This window comes from Geothrix sp. SG200 (assembly GCF_022808935.1).
GTDB classification, from domain to species: domain Bacteria; phylum Acidobacteriota; class Holophagae; order Holophagales; family Holophagaceae; genus Geothrix; species Geothrix alkalitolerans.
Genome location: NZ_JAKZFR010000001.1, coordinates 320,208 through 336,057 on the forward strand (window position 1 = coordinate 320,208; position 15,850 = coordinate 336,057).

15 protein-coding genes are annotated in these 15,850 nt (G+C 71.1%); 12 read left to right on the forward strand and 3 right to left on the reverse strand.

Annotated elements, in window-relative coordinates; translation table 11 throughout:
• The first annotated feature begins 62 nt into the window (after window positions 1-62).
• The 11 genes from rpmB (at window position 63) to ML539_RS01505 (ending at window position 9,417) form a co-directional block, all read left to right on the forward strand.
• The gene (gene rpmB, locus ML539_RS01455; RefSeq protein WP_243286606.1) at window positions 63-254 is read left to right on the forward strand and encodes a 50S ribosomal protein L28; all 192 of its coding nucleotides are present in this window, start codon (window positions 63-65) and stop codon (window positions 252-254) included.
• Between the two features lie 108 nt (window positions 255-362).
• Window positions 363-1,073: a tRNA (adenosine(37)-N6)-threonylcarbamoyltransferase complex dimerization subunit type 1 TsaB gene (tsaB, locus tag ML539_RS01460; RefSeq protein ID WP_243319967.1), complete on the forward strand. Its 711-nt coding sequence runs from the start codon at window positions 363-365 to the stop codon at window positions 1,071-1,073.
• A complete protein-coding gene (locus ML539_RS01465; RefSeq protein ID WP_243319969.1) occupies window positions 1,070-1,492 on the forward strand; it encodes a GNAT family N-acetyltransferase in 423 nt (140 codons plus the stop codon). Before tsaB ends, ML539_RS01465 begins: the two co-directional genes overlap by 4 nt.
• A 108-nt stretch (window positions 1,493-1,600) precedes the next feature.
• Window positions 1,601-2,083: a hypothetical protein gene (locus ML539_RS01470; RefSeq protein WP_243319971.1), complete on the forward strand. Its 483-nt coding sequence runs from the start codon at window positions 1,601-1,603 to the stop codon at window positions 2,081-2,083.
• A gap of 118 nt (window positions 2,084-2,201) precedes the next feature.
• Entirely contained in the window at window positions 2,202-2,714 is a 513-nt protein-coding gene (locus tag ML539_RS01475) for a sigma-70 family RNA polymerase sigma factor (protein WP_243319973.1), read from the forward strand.
• Window positions 2,715-2,722: 8 nt separating this feature from the next.
• Complete coding sequence (locus ML539_RS01480) at window positions 2,723-3,319, forward strand: hypothetical protein (RefSeq protein ID WP_243319976.1); 597 nt, start codon at window positions 2,723-2,725, stop codon at window positions 3,317-3,319.
• 92 nt (window positions 3,320-3,411) lie between these two features.
• Entirely contained in the window at window positions 3,412-5,700 is a 2,289-nt protein-coding gene (locus ML539_RS01485; protein ID WP_243319979.1) for a copper-translocating P-type ATPase, read from the forward strand.
• Between the two features lie 131 nt (window positions 5,701-5,831).
• Entirely contained in the window at window positions 5,832-6,311 is a 480-nt protein-coding gene (locus tag ML539_RS01490; protein WP_243319982.1) for an Rrf2 family transcriptional regulator, read from the forward strand.
• 37 nt (window positions 6,312-6,348) lie between these two features.
• Window positions 6,349-7,668 (forward strand): cytochrome ubiquinol oxidase subunit I, encoded by a 1,320-nt coding sequence (locus tag ML539_RS01495; RefSeq protein WP_243319984.1) that lies wholly within the window; start codon window positions 6,349-6,351, stop codon window positions 7,666-7,668.
• 11 nt (window positions 7,669-7,679) lie between these two features.
• Complete coding sequence (cydB, locus tag ML539_RS01500; protein WP_243319986.1) at window positions 7,680-8,705, forward strand: cytochrome d ubiquinol oxidase subunit II; 1,026 nt, start codon at window positions 7,680-7,682, stop codon at window positions 8,703-8,705.
• Between the two features lie 100 nt (window positions 8,706-8,805).
• Window positions 8,806-9,417 carry an OmpW family outer membrane protein gene (locus tag ML539_RS01505; protein WP_243319988.1) on the forward strand — a complete coding sequence of 204 codons (612 nt, stop codon included), beginning with the start codon at window positions 8,806-8,808 and terminating at the stop codon, window positions 9,415-9,417.
• Between the two features lie 132 nt (window positions 9,418-9,549).
• On the opposite strand, the gene ML539_RS01510 is transcribed toward ML539_RS01505, so the two are convergent.
• The 3 genes from ML539_RS01510 to ML539_RS01520 form a co-directional block, all read right to left on the reverse strand.
• A complete protein-coding gene (locus ML539_RS01510; protein WP_243319991.1) occupies window positions 9,550-11,313 on the reverse strand; it encodes a radical SAM protein in 1,764 nt (587 codons plus the stop codon).
• Window positions 11,314-11,378: 65 nt separating this feature from the next.
• Window positions 11,379-12,212, reverse strand: a complete 834-nt coding sequence (locus tag ML539_RS01515) for a class I SAM-dependent methyltransferase (RefSeq protein WP_243319993.1) — start codon at window positions 12,210-12,212, stop codon at window positions 11,379-11,381.
• Window positions 12,213-12,410: 198 nt separating this feature from the next.
• Window positions 12,411-13,634 carry a DNA methyltransferase gene (locus ML539_RS01520; protein ID WP_243319996.1) on the reverse strand — a complete coding sequence of 408 codons (1,224 nt, stop codon included), beginning with the start codon at window positions 13,632-13,634 and terminating at the stop codon, window positions 12,411-12,413.
• 40 nt (window positions 13,635-13,674) lie between these two features.
• On the opposite strand from ML539_RS01520, the gene ML539_RS01525 reads away from it, so the two are divergent.
• A complete protein-coding gene (locus tag ML539_RS01525; RefSeq protein ID WP_243319998.1) occupies window positions 13,675-15,768 on the forward strand; it encodes an ATP-binding protein in 2,094 nt (697 codons plus the stop codon).
• Window positions 15,769-15,850: the final 82 nt, after the last annotated feature.

Sequence of the window (15,850 nt, forward strand, 5' to 3'; positions counted from 1 at the left end):
TCCCAGACATCCGATTACACTGAGTCTCTTGGCTATTTCCCTTTCTGGCCCGTGAGGTTCCCATGTCCCGTCAGTGCGAAGTCTGTGGCAAGAAGCCCCAGTTCGGGAACAACGTCTCCCATTCCAACAACGTCACCAAGCGCCGCTGGAATCCGAACATCCAGCGCGTGCGCGCCCTGGTGGGCGGCGCCCCCAAGCGCCTGCGCGTCTGCACCTCCTGCATCCAGGCCGGCAAGGTCCTGAAGGCGGTCTAGGGCTTTTCTCCATACGCGAAGCGGCGGCCGGACGGCCGCCGCTTCGCGTATGGGCGCGGCGCGCCGGTTCGAGCGCTTGGGCACGGCGCGCCTGTCAGACTGGATTCCATGCTGCTCGCCCTCGACACCACCACGGAAATCCTGCACCTGGCGCTGATCCGGGGGGACCGCGCGTGGACGCGGCGGGTGGTCTCGGGTGTGGGACGGGGGCACAGCGAGCGCCTGATCCCCACGCTGGACGAGCTCATGGCCGAGGCCGGCGCCGCCCCGCGCGACCTCACGGGCGTGGCCGCCTGCCTGGGGCCCGGGGGCTTCACCAGCCTGCGCATCGGCGTGGCCACGGCCGAGGGCTTCGGCCTCACGGGCCTGCCCACCTGGGGCTTCTCCGCCTTCGCGCTGCGGGCGGAAGCGCTGCGCCAAGCGGGGGAAGTAGCGGGCGTGGCCGGGCCGGTCTGGATCCTCCTGGACGGCCAGCGGGGCGAAGCCTTCCATCAGCGCTGGGGCGCGGACGGCCCCACGGAACCCGCCGCCAAGCATGCCCTGGCGGACCTGCCCGGGCGCGTGGGCGAGGAGGCCTGGTGGGCGCCGGAGGCCTTCGCGCCCAAGGTGGCGGCCGTGCTGCCGGACCACCGCATCGCGCTGGCCGACGAGGGCGCGGCCACGCTGGCGGGCCTGGTGGCGCTGGCGCGGCGGGTGGCCCAGGGCACGCCGGAAGCGCCCCTCAAGCCCTTCTACCTGCGGGAGACCGACGCGGAGGTCAACTTCCCCCACGCCGCCGCCCACCTGCCGGAGGCCCTGCGGAAGGGCGTGGCGCGATGACCCGGCCCCACGCGGTCCACCGGCTGCTGGAGGGGGCCGCGCTGCCGCCCTGGGTGGTGGCCCTGGACCGCGAGGCCTTCGGGGAGCCCTGGGGCGACCTGGCCGGCCACGAGGCCCTGTGGACGGTGCCGGAGGTGGGCTTCGCCCTGTGGTCGCGGGCGCCCCGGGCGGGGGAGGCCGAGCTGGTGCGGATCGCGGTGGCCCCGGCGGCCCGGGGCCGCGGCCTGGGCCGGGCCCTGCTGCTGGCCAGCCAGCGGGAGCTGGCGGCGGACGGGATGGACCGGCTGTACCTGGAGGTGCGCCCCTCGAACGAGGCCGCCGTGCGGCTTTACGAGGCCTGCGGCTGGTCGCCCTGCGGCCGGCGCCCCCGCTACTACGCCGACGGCGAGGACGCGCTGCTGTACCAGCGCCTGGGCTGAGCCGGGCCACCGGAACCGCAGGCCGGCGGAATGGGAGGGAACAAAGCGTCCCCTCGTGCATCCCTTCCTGTGAGCCGCCGAATCCGGCGGACTCACCTGGGAGAAGCCATGAAGATCACTCGAACCCCACTCGCCCTGCTGGCGCTTGCCGCGTTCGCCCCTGCCTTCGCCGGGGGCGCAGGCTCCATGCACTCGATGCACTCGATGCACGCCGATGCCCCCTCAGCCTGCCAGATGGCCTCCTGCACCATGAAGATGGATATGGCGCACATGGATATGGCGCACATGCGAATGGCGAAGGCCGCCCACGACGCGCCCGCCCCGGAGGCGACCGGCTCCTGGTACCTGCCGACCTGGGAGGAGGCGAAGGCCGCGACGAACGGCATGATGGCCTGCGATGAGGTGCAGAGCCCCGCGGCCCCGGCCGTGACGGCCCCCACCGCCTGGTACCTGCCCACCTGGGAGGATGCCGCCGCCACGGCGGCGAATCCCATGGCCTGCTGCGAGACAGCCTGCCCCATGAACCAGGCCAGCCACGCCCAGCCCGCTCCGTCCGAGAAGCCCGCCGAGTCCTGGTACTTGCCGTCCTGATCCGTCCTGTGGTCTGGTGGAGTGGCCCACCGCGCCCCGGTCCCGGCCGGTTCGTCCGGATGCCGCGCGGGGTGGTCGCCACGGTCGGGCGCGTCGAGGACGGCATGCAGGACATCCATTGGACCTGACATCTGAATCCCTGGTGGAGGGGCATCTTGACGCGGTGTACGCCTACGCCCGGGCGAAGCTCCGCCAGGAGGACCTCGCCCGGGAGCTCGTCCAGCGGACCTTTCTCAAGGCCTTCGAGAAGCTGGGCCAGCTGCGGGACGCCCTGGCGGCCCGCGGCTGGCTGCTGTCCATCCTCCGCCACGAGATCGCCATGGAGTTCAGGGCCAGCGCCCGGTTCGAAGTCTGGGACGACGAGGCCTTCGAGAACCTGCCGGGCCCCGAGGTGGACGAGGCCGTGGATCCGTCGCTGCTCGCGGCGCTGCCCGGCGCCCTCGACCGGCTTCCCGAGGCGGCCCGCTCCATCCTGCTCCTGCGCTTCCAGCAGGAGCTCTCCTACGAGCAGATCGGTGGCCTCCTGGACCTTCCCCTGGGCACCGTCCAGAGCCGGATCCACCGGGCCAAGGCGGCCCTGAAGGCCGCCATGGCAGAGGAAGGGCGCCCCGTGAAAGGAGGTGCGGTATGACCCGGAACATGACCTCGACCCCTGGGTTCGACCAGCAGCTCAAGGACACCCTGCGCCCCGGCGCCGCCCCCGACGATCTTCGGCGCAGCCTGCTGCTCGGGGCCGGAACGCGGCGTTCGCGCTGGACCTGGCCGGCCCTGGGGATCGCCGCCCTGCTGATGGTCCTCCTGGGCGGGGGAACCTGGGGGTGGATGGCCCTCGGGCGCGGCCAGGAAGGCTCGCGGCTCGCCCGGGCCTCGATCCAGCAGTACATGGAGGGCCCGCGCATGGAGTTCACCGCGGGGGCCTCCGGCCCGGATTCCGGGGAGCAGGGCCGGCGATGGTCCGCCCAGGCCGCCGGATTCTCCGCCGCACTGCCGAAGTGCCTGGCCGGGCAGGCCATGAAGGGGGGCTGCGTGTGCGACATGGAGGCCTGCCGCGCCGTCTGCTACTACCTCCAGGACGGCCGGGCCATCTACGTCTTCGACCGCACCCTCCAGGGCCTGCCCTTCGATTCGGACCAGCCCCGCCGGATCGCTTCCGAGGGACACCGGGCCCAGGCCTGGAACGAGAACGGCCGGGCCTATGTCCTCGTCGAGCCGCCGGGATGGGGCGGGCAGAGCTGAGCGGGCCGCGCGAGGGGCTCCCGGAACCGGCGGCGGCTGGGAGTCCTGAAACGGGATAGAGTGCCCTGGATCGCTTGCCGCGGGAGACACCCATGCCTCACGACCACGGGCACCATCCTTCCGCCCGGCCCGAAGCCGCCCCGGCAGCGCCTTCCGGGCCGTGGTACGTCTGCCCCATGCATCCCGACATCCGCCGGGACCGGCCCGGCGCTTGCCCCACGTGCGGCATGGCGCTGGAGCCCGAGGCTCCGATGCAGGCCGCGGCAACGGAGTACGTCTGTCCCATGCACCCGGAGGTGGTGCGGGACCGGCCCGGCGCCTGCCCGATCTGCGGGATGGCGCTGGAGCCCCGCGCCGCAGCCATGGAGGATGAGCCGAATCCCGAGCTGGCCGACATGAGCCGGCGCTTCTGGACCGGCGCGGCCCTGACGCTTCCCGTGTTCCTCATGGCCATGTCCGACCTGGTCCCGGGCGACCCCTTGCGCGCCCGCCTCGGCGCGGCCGCCTTCACCTGGATCCAGCTGGCGCTGGCGACGCCGGTGGTGCTCTGGGCGGGCTGGCCCTTCTTCGAGCGCGGCTGGGCCTCGGTCCGGAACCGCTCCCTGAACATGTTCACGCTGATCGCCCTGGGCACGGGCGTGGCCTACGTGTACAGCCTGTTCGCGGCCCTGTTCCCGGGGGCGCTGCCCCACAGCTTCCGGGGACACGGCGGCACGGTCCCCGTGTACTTCGAAGCCGCCGCGGTCATCGTCACCCTGGTGCTGCTGGGGCAGGTGCTGGAGCTGAAGGCCCGCAGCGCGACGTCGAGCGCCATCAAGGCGCTGCTGGGGCTCGCCCCCCGGACCGCGCGGCGGGTGGAGGCCGACGGCGCCGAGCGCGATGTGCTCCTGGCGGAGGTCCAGGTGGGGGACCGCCTGCGGGTGCGCCCCGGCGAGAAGGTGCCCGTGGACGGCGTGGTGCTGGAAGGCGCGAGCGCCGTGGACGAATCCATGGTCACCGGCGAATCCATCCCCACCGAGAAGGCCCCCGCCTCGAAGGTGATCGGAGGCACCCTCAACGGGACCGGCGGGCTGCTCATCCGCGCCGAGCGCGTGGGCCGCGACACGCTGCTCGCCCAGATCGTGCAGCAGGTGAGCGAGGCCCAGCGCAGCCGCGCCCCCATCCAGCGCCTGGCGGACCAGGTGGCCGCCTGGTTCGTCCCCGCCGTGGTGGTCGCCGCCGCGGCGACGGCCCTGGTCTGGGCCCTCCGGGGGCCCGAGCCCCGCCTGGCCTACGCCCTGCTCAACGCCGTGGCGGTGCTCATCATCGCCTGCCCCTGCGCCCTGGGGCTCGCCACGCCCATGTCCATCATGGTGGGGGCCGGTGCCGGCGCCCGCGCGGGGGTGCTGATCCGCGACGCCGAGGCCCTGGAGGCCATGGAGAAGGTGGACACGCTCCTGGTGGACAAAACCGGCACGCTCACCGAAGGCAGGCCCCGCCTGGCGTCGGTGGCGCCGGTCGAGGGCCAGGACGAAGCCACCCTGCTGCGCCTGGCCGCGGCCCTGGAGCGCGGCAGCGAGCACCCGCTCGCCGCCGCCATCGTCGCGGGGGCCGAGGCCCGGCAGCTGGTCCTGCCCCCGGCGGACGGCTTCCAGTCCGTCACGGGCCTGGGCGTGACGGGCACCGTCGAAGGCCGCGCGGTGCTCCTGGGCAATGCGGGGCTGCTCCGCGACCGCGGCATCGCCACCGAAGCCCTGGAGGCGAAAGCCGAGGCGCTGCGGCGCGAGGGCCAGACCGTGATGCTCGTGGCCCTGGACGGCCGCCCGGCGGGCCTCATCGGCGTGGCGGACCCCATCAAGGCGAGCACGCCGGAGGCCCTGGCCCAGCTGCGGAAGGAGGGCCTCCGCATCGTCATGCTGACGGGCGACAGCCGGGCCACGGCGGCGGCCGTGGCGGCGCGCCTCGGGCTTGAGGACTTCGAGGCGGAGATCCTTCCCCAGGGCAAGGGGGATGTGGTCAGGCGGCTCCAGGCCGAGGGCCGCGTCGTCGCCATGGCGGGCGACGGGGTGAACGATGCGCCGGCGCTGGCGCTGGCCCAGGTGGGCATCGCCATGGGCACGGGCACGGACATCGCCATGCAGAGCTCCGGCATCACCCTGGTGAAGGGCGACCTGCGCGGCATCCTGCGGGCGATCCGCCTGAGCCGGGCCACCCTGGGCAACATCCGCCAGAACCTGTTCCTGGCCTTCATCTACAACGTGATCGGAATCCCCCTGGCCGCGGGCGTGCTGTACCCGGTCTTCGGGCTGCTGCTGAGCCCCATGATCGCCAGCGCCGCCATGAGCCTGTCCTCGGTGTCGGTCATCGGGAACGCGCTGCGGCTGCGGTCGGTGAAGCTGTAGGGGGGTGCGGAGCCCACGTGCTGGTTGTGCTGAGAAGGGGACTCAGTCATCCGCAAAATTGTTGACCCATGGGTATTGACCAATGTGACTCGTTCGGTAATGTTAGTGAAATAGTCACATTCCGGGGCCCCATGATCGGCATCTCCAGACAGACGGACTACGCGGCGAGGCTGGTGCTGCACCTGGCCACGCTCGAGCCCGGCACGCGCGTCTCCATCGGCGAGATCGCCCAGCTCCGCCTCCTGCCGGAGGCCTTCGTGCGGCGCCTGTCCGCCAGCCTCGTGAAGACGGACATCCTCCGCACGGCCCGGGGCACGGGGGGCGGCATCAGCCTGGCGCGGCCCGCCGCGGAGATCTCGCTGCTCGATGTCATCGAGGCGGTGGAGGGCGGCATCGTCCTCAACCAGTGCCTCGACGGCAAGCACATCTGCCCCCTGTCGAAGGGCTGCCCCGTGCAGGGCGCCTGGGCGGCCGCCACGCAGGCCCTGCGGGACCACCTGGCGGGCGTGCGCTTCGACGCCCTGGCCCACGATTCCGAGGCGCACCTCAGCGCCCACCTCTCCCGCCACGCCGCCGTCCGGACGGCGGCGTCGGCCTGTACCGTCTCCTAGCGCACTCACCCATACCCCCCCCTGAAAGGAGGACACCTTGGATGTCCTAGCCCTGTCGCGCCTGCAATTCGCGGTCGCCACCTACTTCCACTTCCTGTTCGTGCCCCTGACGCTGGGCCTCTCGATGCTCGTCGCCCTCATGGAGACGCAGTACGTGCGCACCGGCGACGAGGACTACAAGCGCATGGCGAAGTTCTGGGGGAAGCTCTTCCTCATCAACTTCGCCGTGGGCGTGGTGACGGGCCTGACGCTGGAGTTCCAGTTCGGCACGAACTGGTCGCGCTACTCCGCCTACGTGGGCGACATCTTCGGCTCGCTGCTGGCCATCGAGGCCACGGCGGCCTTCTTCCTGGAGTCCACCTTCATCGCCGTGTGGCACTTCGGCTGGGAGAAGCTCTCGAAGAAGGCCCACGTCACCGCCATCTGGCTGGTGGCCATCGCCTCGAACCTCTCGGCCTTCTGGATCCTGGTGGCCAACGCCTGGATGCAGCACCCCACGGGCTTCGTGCTGCGGAACGGCCGCGCCGAGCTGGCGGACTTCGTCGCCGTCATCACCCAGCGCTTCGCCATCCTGGAGTTCATCCACACCCTGGGCGGCGCCTACCTCACGGCGGGCTTCTTCGTGCTGGGCATCTCCGCCTGGCACCTGATCCGCAGGCATGAGACGGCCTTCTTCAAGAAGTCCTTCCGCCTGGCGGCGGCCTGGACGCTGATCTTCGCGCTGTTTGAGATCGCCCAGGGCCACATGAACGCCGAGATCCTCAGCACCGCCCAGCCCACCAAGCTGGCGGCCATGGAGGCCCACTGGGAGACGGGCCGCCACGTGCCCATGCACCTGCTGGCCTGGCCCGACGCCGCGAACGAGCGCAACACCGTGCAGTCGCTCTCCGTGCCCAGCGGCCTCAGCCTGCTGGCCACCTACTCCACCGGCGGCGAGGTGAAGGGCCTGAAGGACTACCCCGCCTCGGAGCGCCCGCCCGTGCTGCCCGTGTTCCTCAGCTTCCGCGCCATGGTGGGCCTGGGCATGCTGTTCCTGGCGCTGGGCCTCTGGGCCTTCCTCAAGCGCCACCGCATCGAAGAGCAGCCGCGCTTCCTGAAGGTGCTGCCCTGGCTCATCCCGCTGCCCTACCTGGCCAACGAGCTGGGCTGGACCATCGCGGAGCTGGGCCGCCAGCCGTGGATCGTCTACGGCCTGATGAAGACCTCCGACGCCGTGTCGCCCCTGGCCACCTCGCAGGTGGGCACCTCGCTCGCGGCGTTCTTCCTCGTCTACGCGCTGCTGGGCGCGGTGGACTTCTACCTGCTGTTCACGTTCGCCCGCAAGGGCCCTGACGCCGCCGCCGCGGCCGCGAAGTGAGGGAGGCGACCATGCTGGAATCCATCTGGTTCGTGATCTGGGGCGTGGCCTGGGCCGTCTACTTCATGCTCGACGGCTTCGACCTGGGCCTGGGCACGCTGTTCCCCTTCCTGGCGAAGGACGAAACCGACAAGCGCATCCTCGTGAACGCCATGGGGCCCTTCTGGGACGGCAACGAGGTGTGGCTCATCACGGCGGGCGGCGTGACCTTCGCGGCCTTCCCAAGGGCCTACGCCATCATGTTCTCCGGCCTCTACACGCCGCTGATGCTGCTGCTCTTCGCGCTCATCCTGCGGGGCGTGGCCTTCGAGTTCCGGGGCAAGGTGGACAGCGACCGCTGGCGCGCCACGTGGGACGCCTGCCTGGTGGCGGGCTCCTTCCTGCCCGCGCTGCTGCTGGGCGTGGCCTTCGCCAACATCTTCCAGGGCCTGCCCCTGGACGCTGCGGGGCTCTTCCACGGCAACCTGCTCACGCTGCTGAACCCCTACGGCCTGCTGGGCGGCGCGCTGTTCGTGCTGATCTTCGCCGTGCATGGCGCCCTGTGGCTGACCACCCGCACCGAGGGCGACCTGCAGGCGCGGGCCGGCCGCATGGCCACCACCCTGTGGCTGATGGAAGCCGTCGTGGCCGTGGCCTTCCTCGTCCAGACCTGGTTCAGCACGCGGCTCTGGCAGAACGTGCTGGCGAAGCCCGTCCTCCTCGCGCTGCCCCTGCTGGCCGTGGCGGGCCTGCTGCTGACGCGGGTCTTCGCAGGGAAGGGCGCCTGGTGGAAGGCCTGGTTCGCCTCGTCGGCCCTCATCCTGGGCGCCGTGCTCTTCGGCGTGGCGGGCCTCTTCCCCGATCTTCTGCCCTCCAGCCTGGACCCCGCGGCCTCGGTGACGGCGTTCAACGCCGCCTCCAGCCCGCTGACGCTGAAGATCATGCTGGGCGTGGTGCTCTGCTTCCTGCCCGTGGTCATCGGCTACCAGCTGTGGGTGTACCTGACGTTCCGGGATGCGGTGACCGCCGAGAGCATCGAACGCGGACCTTCCTACTGATCTGATCCCTCGCGTGTGAACCGGCTCCCCGTCCCATGGCGGGGCGGGGGGCCTTTGTGTCCCATGCCCCGCTTCTGGGGCGATGCCAAGGAGATGTCCCATGAAGTCCCTCATCCTGCCGGTGGCTCTGGCCGCCGGGTTGCTGAGCTCTGCCCCGCTCCGGGCCCAGGAAGGGCCATGGATGGTGCGCCTGCGCGCCGTCTCGCTCCAGCCCGCCGACAAGTCCGACGCGGCCTCCGGCCTCCCCGCCGACGCCATCCACGTCAGCTCGAAGACCATTCCGGAAGTGGACATCAGCTACTTCTTCACGAAGAACCTCGCCGCGGAGCTGGTGCTCACCGTGCCCCAGGAGCACGACGTCACGCTGTCGGGCGCGAAGATCGGCACCTTCAAGGAGCTGCCGCCCACCCTCACGGCCCAGTGGCACTTCCTCCCGGACCAGACGATGGATCCCTACGTGGGCCTGGGCCTGAACCTCACCTTGATCTCCGATGTGAAGCTGGCGGGCGGCGCCCTGGACCTGGACAAGACCAGCGTCGGCCTCGCCGCCCAGGTGGGCGTGGACGTCAAGGTCGCGAAGCGGTGCTTCATCAACCTGGATGCGAAGTTCGCGCAGATCCGCAGCGACGTGAAGACCGCCGCCGGCGCCAAGGTCACCACGGTGAAGGTGGATCCGTTCCTCTTCGGGGTGGGTGTCGGCTACCGGTTTTAATGTTGTCCGATGGATCCCTGCCATGCATGCATGGCAGGGATCCATCGGCGCGCTGCGCGCATCCCCCCGGGCCCCCGCGTCCGGGCTTGCTGTCCGAGGACGTTGGCTAATCGCTGACTCCTTGGAATCAGCTCAGGAGATGGGGATCGGCGCTTCGCCTGCGATGCGGGCGAGGCGCTCGTCCAGGCCGGCGCGGAAGGCGGTCACGGCGTCGTCGGCGTAGGCGCGGAAGTCCTGGGGAAGGCGCCGGTACCGGGCCTGCATCTGGGCGAGCACCCGGTCGCGGGCGGATCTGAGCTCGGCCAAATGCTGGGGTAGGCGCTGGGGCACGTCCTGCGCGCGGGCGGCCTGGAGGCGCGCCTCGAAGGTCCGCGCCAGCTCCTGCAGGCTGGCCTTGAACCGCTCGAGCTCGAGGAGGCTGCGGGTGATCTTGAAGTAGTGGTGGCCCTTGACGGCCAGGGTGACGGTCTCGGGCACCATGAGGGGCCGCGCGAAGAAGCCCTTCACCAGGAAGCGCCAGTAGGCCCAGCCGTAGCGCGAGAAGGTCTGGACGAGAAGGGACCGGACGAAGGCCCGGAGCTCCATGGCGTGCAGCTTCCGCCGCGTGGCGCGATGGGGTTTCAGGGTCTTCAGGAGCCGCAGGCAGCGGTCGAAGTAGCGGTCCGGGTGGTAGATCTCGGCCAGGAGGCGCTTGTAGCCGTCGACGAGCTTGCGGGGCTCCATCTTCGGGAGGAAGTTGAGGCGCAGGTCGTGGGTGTTGTTGCCGCCGCCGGAATCGCCCGTGAGGCGCCCCTCCGCCGCCAGACGCCGGTGGAGGCGGGTACGGGGCAGGGCCGTGAGCAGGCCCACCATGGCCGTGGGGATGGCGGCCTCCTGGATGAAGCGGGCCTGGCGCTCGAAGATGTCGCCGCGGTCGCTATCGAAGCCCACGATGAAGCCGCCGCAGACCTCCATGCCCTTGCGCTGGATCGTCCGGACGCTGGCGAGCAGGTCGGCCCGGAGGTTCTGCTGCTTGCCGGCGGCCTTCAGGGCGCAGGGGTCGGGCGTCTCGATGCCCAGGAACACCATGTTGAAGCCGGCCTGGACCATCTGGTCCATGAGGGATTCGTCGCTGGCCAGGTCCAGGCTGGCCTCGGTGAAGAAGGCGAAGGGGTGGTGGTGGGCGCGCTGCCAGGGGATCAGCTCGGCGAGCAGGGCCTTCACCTCCCGGCGGTTCCCGATGAAGTTGTCGTCCACCAGGAAGAGGGGACCGCGCCAGCCTTCCCGATGCAGGAGCTCCAGCTCGTGGAGGAACTGGGCCGGCGTCTTGGTGCGGGGACGGCGGCCGAAGAGCTCGATGATGTCGCAGAACTCGCAATCGAACGGGCAGCCGCGGGAGAACTGCAGAGCCATCTCGGCGTAGTCCTTCCGCCGAACCAGGTCGAAGCGCGGCGCGGGGCTGCGCGTGAGGTCGGGCTTCTCCGCGCTGGCGTAGAGGGGCTTGGCTTCCCCCTTGGCGTAGTCCTGGAGGAACAGCGGCAGCGTGACTTCCGCCTCGTTCAGCACGAAGTGGGCCACGCCTTCGATCTGGTCATGGCAGCTGGTGGGGTAGGGCCCGCCCGCCACCACCGGCTTGCCCAGCGTGTTGCAGCGGCGGACGACCCGCGCCATGGATTCCTTCTGCACGATCATGGCGGAGATGAAGACGAGGTCTGCCGCGGCGAGGGCGGCATCCGTCAGCGGCGTCACGTTCAGGTCCACCATGGAGACCTCGGTGCCCTCCGGCAGCAGGGCCGCCACCGTGAGCAGGCCCAGGGGCGGGAAGACCGCCTTCTTGCCGATGAAGGGCAGGGCGTAGCGCATGCTCCAGTAGGTGGGCGGCATTTCCGGATAGACCAGCAGGACTCTGAGTCCCAATCCCGCCCCCTTCCTGGTTCTGAAACCAGGACAAGGGTCGGCCCTTCCGGGTCTGGGGCAAGCCGCTATTCCCGGACCGCCACCACTTCCAGGTACTCGGCCTCGACATCCGTGGTGCCGTCCTGGGCGCGGTTGTGGTCGGCCCAGAGCTGCTCGAGATCCTGGTGCAGGGCCATCTGCCCGTCGGAATCCAGCGAGGCGAAGGCCCGGTTGAGCGGGCCGTAGTAGGTCTGGAAGAAGTCCACCACGTCCCCTGGCGGGAAGGGATAGCGCATGGGATACAGGTGCTTGCGGGACTCCACCTTCGCCACGCCCTCGCGGAATCGCTCGCGGACCGTGGCCTCGTCCCCCCACTTCACCGGGGGCGCCATGAGCGGGGGCGGCGGGACATGCTTGCCGATGGCCTTGAACATCTGGCCGACGAAGCCCTCGGGCGTCCAGTTCGCCATGGCGATGCGGCCGCCGGGCCGGCACACGCGCACCAGCTCGGCCGCCACCTGCTCGGGCCGAGGCGCGAACATGGCGCCGATGAGGCTCACCACCAGGTCGAACGCCGCATCCTCGTAGGCGATCATTTCCGCATCGCCTTCCTCGAAGCGGGCCTCCACGCCTTCGGCCCTGGCGCGGGACCGCGCGGCCTCGATGGCGTTGGTGGCGATGTCGATGCCCGTCACGCGCACCCCGGCCCGCGCCGCGGGAATCGCGATCTGGCCCGCGCCGCAGGCCACGTCCAGCATCCGCGTGCCGGGCTCGGGGCCGAGGCGGTTCAGGAACTCCAGGGCCCCCGGTTCCAGGTAGGTGGCGAAATGGCCGTAGTTGCCGGCCATCCACACGGCTTTGAGGCGGGCCTTGAGGGCGGCCATGTCTGGCGTCAGGGGGGCGGTGGCGGTCGCGGTCATGGTCGCACCTCCGGGTGGCTGGGTCTGGCGGCCCAAGGCATCTGCCCGGGAATGGCTGGGCAGCCAAGGACAGAGCCCCAAGATGGGATTTATTGAACCTGAGTCAATGAATCAAAACGATTTTTGCATCGGTTTTTAACCATGGCTTCGCCTGAATCCCGGGCTGGGCTCTGGCGAAGGCCACGGTGGCCCTGACCCTCAGACCTTCTCGAACAGCACGATGCGGTTGCTGTTGGTGCCCTTGTCGTTGTTGTCCACGCCCCAGATGTGGGCGGTCTTGGTGAAGACCTGGGTGTTCACCAGCACCCCGTGGGCGCGGAAGCCCGCCGCCAGGCCCAGGGGCAGGGCGACCTCGTCGAGCTTCAGCCTGCCGCCCCGCACCTCGCCCACCTCGAAGGCCACGAAGCCGCCGGACCGGGTGAGGCGGAACAGCTCGGCGAAGACCTCGCCCATGGCCTGGGACCAGGCTTCCACCGTGCGGTGGGTGCTGAGGCCCCGGCCGATGGCCTGGGCGTCCAGGCCGTTGAACCAGCAGCGCAGCCAGTTGTCGCCCACGTAGTCGACCACATCGAGGAAGGGCGGCGAGGTGACGGTGAGGGTCACGGAGCCGTCCGCCAGGGCCGGTGTGGACCGGGCCTCGCCGGTGAGGAAGAACGCGTCCTCGGCCGCCATCGCCAGGTTCCGCAGGGCCAGGGCGTCGAGCCCGGCGAGGAGCTGCCGCGTCTTCTTCAGGACCAGCGCGTGGGTGTCCCGGTAGGGGGGCACCTGCTCGCGCTTGGCGTTGATCTGGCGCTGCTTGTCGGCGCTGACCGCCTGGTTGGGAGGCAGGGTGTAGACGGAGAAGAAACCGGGGCTGTGGCCCGTGAGGCGGTTGGTGGCCACCATGCGGATCCAGGCGTCCAGCGCGTCCAGCTCGCCCGCGGCCTCGCGGCCCAGGAACCAGGCCCGCAGGCCGCGGATCTCGGCTTCGGTGTCGGCGTGGAAGAACATGGACAGGTCCAGCCCGTCGGAGGCGCCGGCGCGGGGGATGTCCGCCAGGCGCGCGGCCACGGCGGCGGGCTCCGGGGGCGTGAGGCGGGGCTCCGCCAGCATCCGGGACAGGGGATTGAGATCGTTGGCGGCCACGCGGCGTCCCATGAGGGCCGCCTCCAGCGCGGTGGTGCCCCGGCCGCTGAAGGGATCGTAGACCCGCTCGCCGGGCAGGGTGAGGCGCTCGATGAAGTGCCGGGGGAGCTGGGGCTTGTAGCAGGCCCGGTACGAGATCTCGTGGAGGTTGGCGGCCTGCCGCTGGCGGGAGGTCCAGAACTCGGCCGATAGGCGGGGGCGCCGGCCGGAGGCCGTCTCGACCTCATCCCAGGCCGCGTCCTCCACCGGGGCGAGGTCGGCCAGGAAGGCCCTGCTCGCGGCTGTCTCCGTATCCATCGCCCTGCCTTTCGGGGAGCTTCCAGGATAGCCTGCTGGCATGGTCCCCAAGCCGCCCAAGCGCCACCCCGAGCTGACCCGACTCTACGTGGCGGTGGGGCTGGGCGTTCTGATCGTCATGATCATCCTCAGCTACAAGGCCGTGGGGAACCGCGTGGCGGAGGGCGGGCTGGACGCGCCCTCGCGCTGGGCCCTCATCGCCCTGGGCCTGGCCAACGTGCTGGCCATCGGGACCCTGCTCTTCATCGTGGCCCGCAGCCTGGCCAAGCTCTACTTCGAGCGCAAGAGCGGCATCCTGGGCTCCCGGCTGCGCACCCGCATGGTGCTGACCCTCTTCATCGTGGGCATCGTGCCCAGCCTGATCCTCTTCCTGGTGGGCCGGAACTTCATCAACAAGAACGTGGAGCGCTGGTTCAGCCCCGAGACGGAGGTGGCCATCCGCGACGGGCAGAAGGTGGCCGGCGATCTCCGCGCCGCCGCCGAGGCCCGCCTGGTCTTCGGCGCGGGCCGCCTGCTGGAGTCCCCCTCGGCAGAGGCGCCCGCCCTCCGCGCGGCGACCAACCTCGACCTGGTGGCCTTTCTAGGGCCCCGGGCCGGCGAAGGCGTGAAGGGCGGCGAGGGCGGCGTGAAGGCCATGGACCTGCGCGAGGGCCTCGAGCCGCCGGACCTGGCCGGCCTGGGGGCCGAGGGTGGGCGGGAGACCCGCGAGGGCCTCTGGCTGCTGCGCACCGTACCCCGGGGCGACGGAACCTGGGCCGTGGGCATCCTGATGCCGCGGGAGACCCTCGAGCGGGTGCTGGCCCTGGAGCAGCGCTACCGGGAGAGCCAGCAGATCCGGGCCGCCCGCGCCACGCTCCAGACCCTGCCCCAGAGCACGTTCCTCTTCCTCACCCTGCTCACCCTCTTCTTCGCGGTGTGGTCGGGCCTGGCGCTGGCCAAGTCCCTGAGCGAGCCCATCCGCGCCCTGGCCAAGGCCGCCCAGCGCGTGGGCAGCGGGGACCTGGAGGTGCAGATCCCGGAGATGGGCGAGGACGAGCTGGCCTTCCTGGCCCGCACCTTCAACGCCATGATCCGCGACCTCAAGGCCAGCCGAGCCGCCATCGAGGCCCAGGCCAGCCGCCTGGAGCAGCAGCGGGCCTACCTGGGCCAGATCCTGGCGGCCCTGCCCGTGGGCGTCATGAGCTGGCGGGCGGACGGCGAGCTGCGCACCTTCAACGCCGCGGCCAAGACCTGGATGGGCCTGGAAGCCTTCGATCCCTCCGAGGAGAGCTGGGGTTCCGTGGCGGCCCTGCCGCGGCTGGGCCGCCTGCCCGAGCTGCTGGCGGCGGTCCGCGAATCCGGCCGCGGCGTGCAGGAGGAGCTGCGCCTCGGCGGCGAAGGCGAGGGCCGCCCCGTGCGCGCCATCCTCGAGCCGCTGGAGGGCGGCGGCGTCCTGGCCGTGCTGGAGGACCTCTCCCTCCTGGCCCAGGCCGAGAAGCGCGCGGCCTGGCAGGAGGTGGCCCGGCGCATGGCCCACGAGGTGAAGAACCCGCTCACGCCCATCCAGCTCACGGCCCAGCGGCTGCTGCGGCGCACCCGCGAAGGGCGCCTGGATCCCGAGGCCGTGCAGGAAGGCGCGGAGACCATCCTGGCGGAGGTCGCCAGCCTCTCGCGCCTGGTGGACAGCTTCAGCCGCTTCGCCCGCCTGCCCTCGCCCCAGTTCGCGCCCTGCGATCCGGCGGAGCTGCTGCGCCAGGTGCTGGCCCTCTACGAGCCCAACCAGCCGGGCATCCGATGGACCCTGACCTTCCCTCAGGGCCCCCGGGAGGCCTTCTGGGACGGGGACATGGTGAAGCGGGCCCTCATCAACCTGGTGGACAACGCCGTGGCCGCCGTGGAGGGCCATGGCCACGTCTCCATGTCGCTCACGGATACGGACGGGCGGCTGCGCTTCGACGTGGAGGACGACGGGGCCGGCGTGGCCGAGGCGGAGCGGGACCGGCTCTTCGAGCCCTACTTCTCCACCAAGTGGAAGGGCACGGGCCTGGGCCTGGCCATCGTGCGCCGCATCGCCCACGACCACGGCGGCGACGCCTGGTACGAGCCCCTGGCCCGGGGCAGCCGCTTCAGCCTGGCCCTGCCGCCCCAGCTCTGATCCTCCGGCCCTGGAGGCGGTCCCGCCGGGTCAGGTGGTCCGTCGGCGCCGGCGGCGCAGCCAGAGCCCCACGGGGCCGATC